Origin of the sequence: Corallococcus sp. CA047B (assembly GCF_003612065.1) — a bacterium.
In the GTDB taxonomy this organism is placed as follows: Bacteria; Myxococcota; Myxococcia; order Myxococcales; family Myxococcaceae; genus Corallococcus; species Corallococcus praedator.
This window is the reverse complement of the sequence record NZ_RAWD01000448.1, coordinates 1-6,147: the sequence shown is the minus strand read 5'-3', so window position 1 is coordinate 6,147 and position 6,147 is coordinate 1. Positions and strand designations below refer to the sequence as shown.

The 6,147-nt window shown below is 70.1% G+C and carries 5 protein-coding genes, 1 other RNA gene and 1 pseudogene; 1 reads left to right on the top strand and 6 read right to left on the bottom strand.

What is annotated here, in order from left to right:
* The 5 genes and pseudogenes from D7X74_RS38525 to D7X74_RS38505 form a co-directional block, all read right to left on the bottom strand.
* Positions 1–1,098 (bottom strand): annotated as a pseudogene (locus tag D7X74_RS38525) (hypothetical protein); the annotation flags it as partial.
* A gap of 6 nt (positions 1,099–1,104) precedes the next feature.
* Positions 1,105–2,862: an Hsp70 family protein gene (locus D7X74_RS38520; RefSeq protein ID WP_120537945.1), complete on the bottom strand. Its 1,758-nt coding sequence runs from the start codon at positions 2,860–2,862 to the stop codon at positions 1,105–1,107.
* Positions 2,863–2,956: 94 nt separating this feature from the next.
* Complete coding sequence (locus D7X74_RS38515; protein ID WP_120537944.1) at positions 2,957–3,454, bottom strand: hypothetical protein; 498 nt, start codon at positions 3,452–3,454, stop codon at positions 2,957–2,959.
* A 257-nt stretch (positions 3,455–3,711) separates the two neighbouring features.
* Positions 3,712–4,473 carry a tRNA(His) guanylyltransferase Thg1 family protein gene (locus tag D7X74_RS38510; RefSeq protein WP_120537943.1) on the bottom strand — a complete coding sequence of 254 codons (762 nt, stop codon included), beginning with the start codon at positions 4,471–4,473 and terminating at the stop codon, positions 3,712–3,714.
* Complete coding sequence (locus tag D7X74_RS38505; protein WP_120537942.1) at positions 4,460–4,909, bottom strand: AAA family ATPase; 450 nt, start codon at positions 4,907–4,909, stop codon at positions 4,460–4,462. Before D7X74_RS38505 ends, D7X74_RS38510 begins: the two co-directional genes overlap by 14 nt.
* Before the next feature lie 157 nt (positions 4,910–5,066).
* Between D7X74_RS38505 and rnpB the strand changes: the two genes are divergently transcribed.
* Positions 5,067–5,460, top strand: an RNA gene (rnpB, locus tag D7X74_RS38500) — RNase P RNA component class A.
* A 10-nt stretch (positions 5,461–5,470) separates the two neighbouring features.
* On the opposite strand, the gene D7X74_RS38495 is transcribed toward rnpB, so the two are convergent.
* Entirely contained in the window at positions 5,471–6,034 is a 564-nt protein-coding gene (locus D7X74_RS38495; RefSeq protein ID WP_120537941.1) for a hypothetical protein, read from the bottom strand.
* Between the last annotated feature and the right edge of the window lie 113 nt (positions 6,035–6,147).

Below are 6,147 nucleotides of genomic sequence, written 5' to 3'. Positions count from 1 at the left end.
GCCCAACCCGGCGACATCGCGCGCGAGGGCCCGGCGGCGCTCGGAGAGTTCCGCCTCGCGGCCCGCTGCCACGGCTCCCTCGCCCATCGTCGCCGCGCGGGCATAGAGGGCCTGGGCTTCGTCCAGGGCGCCCGCTTCGAGCAGTTGGTCCCCCAGGCGCACGGCGGTGGCGCCCGGTGCACCGGGCAGTTCGAGCGCGGAACGGCGCGCGGCCTCCACCTGGGCCGAAGGCTTGCCTTCCCACGCCAGCAGTTCGGAGCGCAGGAAGGCCGCGGCCGCGCCGGAACGGATGGCCGGGGGCGCGACGACGAGCCGCCGCTTCGCCTCCGCGAGCGCACCCGGACCTGTTGATCCGACGGAGACAAGTCCTGCTTGGATTTGCGCGCCCTGCCCTGTGGTTCCAGCAGCCGCGAACCCGGCCTCGGCTCGCGCGCCATCTCCTGTCGTTCCAGCGGCGAGCCCGGCCCCGGTGCTCGTGCCCTGCCCCATCATTCCAGCGGCGAGCCCTACCTGGGTGAGCGCTGCGTGCGCGGTGGGCAGCGCGAGCGCCTGCATGGCCTGCTCCGCCGGGGGCGCATCCAGCATCGCGGTGCTCGCAGGCAGTCCCAACGCCGCCCGCGCGCCGAGCACGGCCTCCGCGAGGCGTGGATCCTCCGGCGCGAGCGCGCGAGCACGCCGCAACGCGGGAAGGGCCACCGCCGGCCGGTTCGTGCGCTCGCACAGCCGCACCACGGCGCGCCAGGCCTCCAGGTCCCCAGGAGCGATTTCAGCCCCTTCGAGTGCGTGCACGAGCGCATCGTCCGGCCGGTCCTCTTCCAACAACGTCACGAACTCAGCGCGGAGCACTGGATCTCGGGGCCCCTGACGCGCCCACTCCTCCATCAGACGGAGCGCTTCCGCCTTGCGCCCGTCGCGAGTCAACGCACCACACAGCAGACGGCGCGCAGTCTCCCCTCCCCCCAGGTCCAGGGCACGGCGTGCATGTTCCGCCGCGCCACGGAAGTCGCGCTCCTGAAAGAGCGCTTCGGCCAGGGCGAACCGAGGCGACGACTCCGACGGTCGCAACACCACCGCGCGCTTGAGTTCGGTCAGCAGCACGCGCGCTCAGCCCAGATCAAACAGCAGGTCCGTCAGTTCAGCGTCCAGGCGGGCCACCGCGACACGGTCACCCTTCTCACGGGCCGCGCGCAATTCATTGCACAGCGCCTCCAACCGGGGACGCACAGAGGCCGGTGCCGACGCGAGGCGCTCCACAGCGGCGGCCAGCAACGCATCGGAGTCGGTGGCCACGGGCGCGGGCGCGGAGACAGGGACCGCGGCCGCGGGTGCCGTGCCCCATTCGCGCGCGAGCCGCTCCCTTGCCTCCAATCGCTGTTCAGGCCCGAGACGCTGGGAGCGTTTGTCCACCACCAGCACCGCCTCCTTGCCGGTGGAGACCACGCGGGTGGTGACGTTGAGGATGCCGTTGATGTCGTACGTGAACGTGACCGCGACCTTCTCCGCGCCGGCCCGCGCGGGCGGCACGCCCTCCACGGTGTACTCGTCGAGCAACAGGTTGTCGCGCACCAGCCGGCCTTCGCCCTGGAACACGCGGATCTCCACCGAGCGCTGCCCCTCCACCGTGGTGGCGAAGGTCTCCGTGCGCGACACCGGCACCGTGGTGTTGCGCGGGATGAGCGGCGAAAACACCCCGCCCACCCGCTCGCGGCCCACCGACGCCTGCACCTCCACGCCGAGCGTGAAGGGACACACGTCGGTGATCATGATGCCGCGCGCGGCGCTCATCGCTCCCGTCTTCAGCCCCGCCTGGAGCGCGGCACCCAGCGCCACCGCCTCGTCAGGGTTCACCCCCGCGCGCGGCTCCCGGCCGAAGTACTCCGCCACCAACTGGCGCACCAGCGGCACGCGCGAGCTGCCGCCCACCATCACCACCTCCGCGATGGACTTGCGGGACAGCTTCGCGTCGCGCAGCGCGCTCTCCATGGGTTCCAGCGTGGAGCGGATCAACTCCGTGATCAGCCCCTCGAACCGTGCCCGCGTCACCTCCACCTCCAGCGAGGCGGGAGCCCCTCCTCGACCGGGCGCGAGGAACGGAATGACGACCGGCACCGCGTCCACCGCGGAGAGCGCGATCTTCGCCGACTCGGCCGCCGCCTTGAGCCGCACCTGCGCCGCCAGGTTCCCTGCCAGCGAGACACCATGCGCGCGTTCGAACTGCGCCCCCAGCCAGCCCGCCAGCAGCTGGTCGAAGTCGCTGCCCCCGAGCTGGTTGTTGCCCGCGGACGCCTTCACATCCAGCACGCCCTGGAACATCTCCAGCACCGACACGTCGAACGTGCCGCCACCCAGATCATACACAAGCACGTACTGTTCGGCGTCCAGGTGGTCCACCCCATACGCGAGCGCGGCGGCGGTGGGTTCGTTGAGCAGGCGCTCCACCTTGAGCCCCGCCAATTCACCCGCGTCCTTGGTCGCCTGGCGCTGCGCATCGCTGAAGTAGGCGGGCACGGTGACGACCGCCTCCGTCACGGTGCCCCCCAGCGCACGCTCGGCGTCCTCACGCAGCGCGCGCAGGATGAGCGCGGAGATCTCCGTGGGACTGTAGCGCCGGTCTCCCAACGTCACCGGCAGGTCGCGGCCCATGCGCCGCTTCACCTCCGCGACGGTGCGCTCGGGGTGCACGAGCAACTGCGTGCGCGCGGACTCGCCCACGTGCAGCCGGCCTTCCGCGTCCAGGCCCACGACGGAGGGCGTGAGACGCTGGCCCAGCCGGTTGGTCAGCAGGGTGGGACGGCCCGCGCCGTCGAGCGCCGCCACCAGCGAGTGGGTGGTGCCCAGATCGATACCGACGACATGACTCATGAAGGCAGGACTCCAGGTCTTTCAACGAAGGACGCGAAGGACCCGGGGCACGAGGTCCAGGCCCGGGGACACCCGCCCCGGGAGGGCGCGGGGGCTAGGATTCCGGGGGCGTCCAGCGCTCCGCGGGCGCGACCACCGGCGCGGGCTTGGGCTCCGCATAGAGGTCGCGAAGCTGCTCCAGGCCCGCGAGACCGATGCCCGCCTGCCGGGCGATCTCCAGGGCGCGCTCCGGCGAAGCGTGCGTGACCCACGTCCACCGGTACGAGGCAATCAGCCCCCCGATGCAGACCGCCGCGATGATCCCCGGCGTCACGGCCTTGCCGGCCCCCTCGCCGAAGAAGACGGCCAGCCCGAGGAGCAGGCTGGGCAGGCCCGCGATGATGAACAACGTGCGGGCCCACGCCACCAGGACGGACTTCATGCTGATGGGGATGGACTGCCCGCGCCAGCCGTCGCCCTCCTCGGCCACCACGAGCCATCCCTCCGTCGGCAGGAGCGGCAAGAAGTTGAGGTGACCGAACTTCGTCGCCACGTAGCCTACGCCCGGAATCGCATCGACCTTGCCGTACAGCCGGGTACCGAAAATGATCACGTGCTTCCCCCTCACAACGGGCGCGCGGCTCCCTCGGGAAGCAGGCGCGCGGGCGGGAATCCTGCGCCATGCGGCCCGACGGGCGCAATCCCTACCCCAGGGAGGACCGCACCCCGACAAGCTCCCCGCGCAAAGACAGTCGCCCCGACGTGGAAACCCCATACGGGCGGTGCGCGCACCGCCATTGCCTGTCACCGATGCGCGCGACCGCCACCGACGGGATGCCCCGGACAATCACGAAATGCAGCTCTGGTGACTCAAGCCGCCTCCAGCAGGGACCGCACGAAGTCACTGTAGGCATCCTTCATGGGCAGCTCGAAGTCGACCTTGATGCGCCGGCGCTCCGCGAAGACGGCCTCGCCCGTCCTCGGGTCGAGGGCCTCCTTCGCGTACGTCTCCCAATAGAGGCCCGTCCCCCGCTTCTGCCAGTTGGGCAGTTCGTTGAAGTTGATGCCCCGCTGGAAGAGCAGCTCGTTCTTCTGCGCCACCGACAGGCGCAGCATCGCGTTCGTGGCCTCCTCCACGCCCTTGCCCTCGCGGCGCAGGCTCCAGTAGCCGTGCGCGTTCAGCGCGTTGCGGTGCGCGTCCTCGTTGCGCCAGCGGAAGTAGTCGCGCACCAGCTCCGCGTTCGGCAATTCGCAGATGCGGCAGTCGAACGCGCCCAGGTCGCCCAGGAGCAGGGAGAACTTCGCGCTGGCCTCGCCCGCGAGGATGGAGTTGAGCTTGCGCGTCTTGCGCCCGAAGGAGTCCTCCCTCGGGTGGAACAGCAGCGAAATCTCATCGCTCTGGGTGTAGCCGTAGACCACCCGCAAGCCGCAGTTCATCAGGTGCCCGGTCGTCGCGACCATCAGGTCCCGGACGCGGACATCGAAGGGGCTTTCGAAGGCGTGCACCTCCTTCGTCAGCCGCGTGAAGCCGCGGCCATCGAGGCGGGCCACCATGTAGACGCCGGGCAGCACGCACAGGTCGTGCGCGGTTTCAAAGACGCGCATCTTCTCGTCCAGCTCATCGAACTTCACGTTGCCACTCCTCCACGACGAAGCCGTCCGCGGACAGGCGGACGAAGAAAAGGGCGTCAAACCCCTCTTCGGGGCTGGGGACCTGCAAGCGCTTGTAGGTGCCGAGGACGCCCACCGTCGGCACGCGCTGCTCCCCGGAGCGCCGGGCATTGCGCTCGAGCGCGTCCGCGACCTTCGACTGGAAGTAGTAGCCCACGACCCGGAAGCCGAAGCTCTTCGCGGCCCCGAGGTACCGGGCACGCTCCTCCACGGTGGGGTTGGTGTTGTCCACCACCAGCGGCTGCTGCACGCCCAGGCACGCGCGCAGGAGCACGGCCTCCCGGTAACGCGTCTTGAGCAGGTCCAGGCTGATGCGCACGTGGGTGTGGAAGAAGCGCTCCTGGAAGAAGGTGCTCTTTCCCGTCCCCTGGATCCCCGTGAAGATGACCGCTTCCACCCGCGCCTCCGCTCAAACGGTATTCATCCGCGAGCGGCTCCGGACGTTCCGGCGCGTCCGAACCCGACAGGCCTCCGGGCGTCGCGAGGGCTCCCTGAACTTCCTGCCTTGCCGGCAGTGGACCCGCGAAGGCCCCTGTTGTATCCCCGTGGGTGCCGGAGCGGTCCGGGTGAACGCCGGCCATCGCAGGCATGGATGGCGGGAGGAAAGTCCGGGCTCCACAGGGCAGGGTGCTGGCTAACGGCCAGTCGAGGCGACTCGCAGGAAAGTGCCACAGAAAACAGACCGCCTGTCCTCGCAAGGGGGCGGGTAAGGGTGAAACGGTGCGGTAAGAGCGCACCGCGTCCGGGGTGACTCGGACGGCTCGGTAAACCCCACCTGGAGCAAGAGCCAATAGGAACGCGTCCTCGAAAGAGGACAGGGATGGCCCGTCCTACGCGTTCGGGTTGCTCGCTGATGAGGCCCCTGGGCAACCAGGGCCCTAGATGAATGTTCATCACCCATCCCGAAAGGGGTGGGGACAAAACCCGGCTTACAGGGCCGCTCCGGTTTTTTTCCCTGTCATCCGCCCACGGGGACCTGCGCCAACAGCAGGCGCCCCTTGCCGTCGTTGCGCACCGCCTCCGGGTTGTTGATGGGAAGCCGCGAGTCATTGCGCGGCTCCCACAACCCCATCCACACGTTCACCGCGCGCGGCGTGGCGCCCTGCGGCAGGGCGACGACGAACTCATCCTTCACCGTCTCCCCCACCTTCCACTGCGTCGTGGGGTACAGCCCGCCCGCGGGCTTGTGGTCCACGTTGAGGCGCTCCATCCGCCCGTCCGCGTCCTCCACATGGACGAAGACGAGGTAGTCCTCCTCCAGGGGCTGGAGCACCTTGAAGAACACGGTGACGCGCGCCTGGTCCCCGGCGGGGATGCGGCCCGGCTGCACCGAAGCGCCCACCACCTCCACCTTGCCGCCCAGGTTGGCGCCGCTGCGGATGGACAGCGGGGGCACCTGCGAGACGGTGGCCGCGCGGCGCTCCTCGGGGCTGGCGCCTCCGGGGGCTTCCACGATGCAGGCGCTGGCGGTGCCCAGCAGTACGAAGGCGGACAGCAGGACGTTCAGGGGCGGAAGGCGCATGGCGGAGCGCGGTTCTACCCGGCCACGGGCGCTGCATCCAACTGCGCGTTGGTGTATGCGGAGCGGCGATGAAGACCCCGAACGCCCTCGACGCCCTGCTCGCGCAGGTGCCC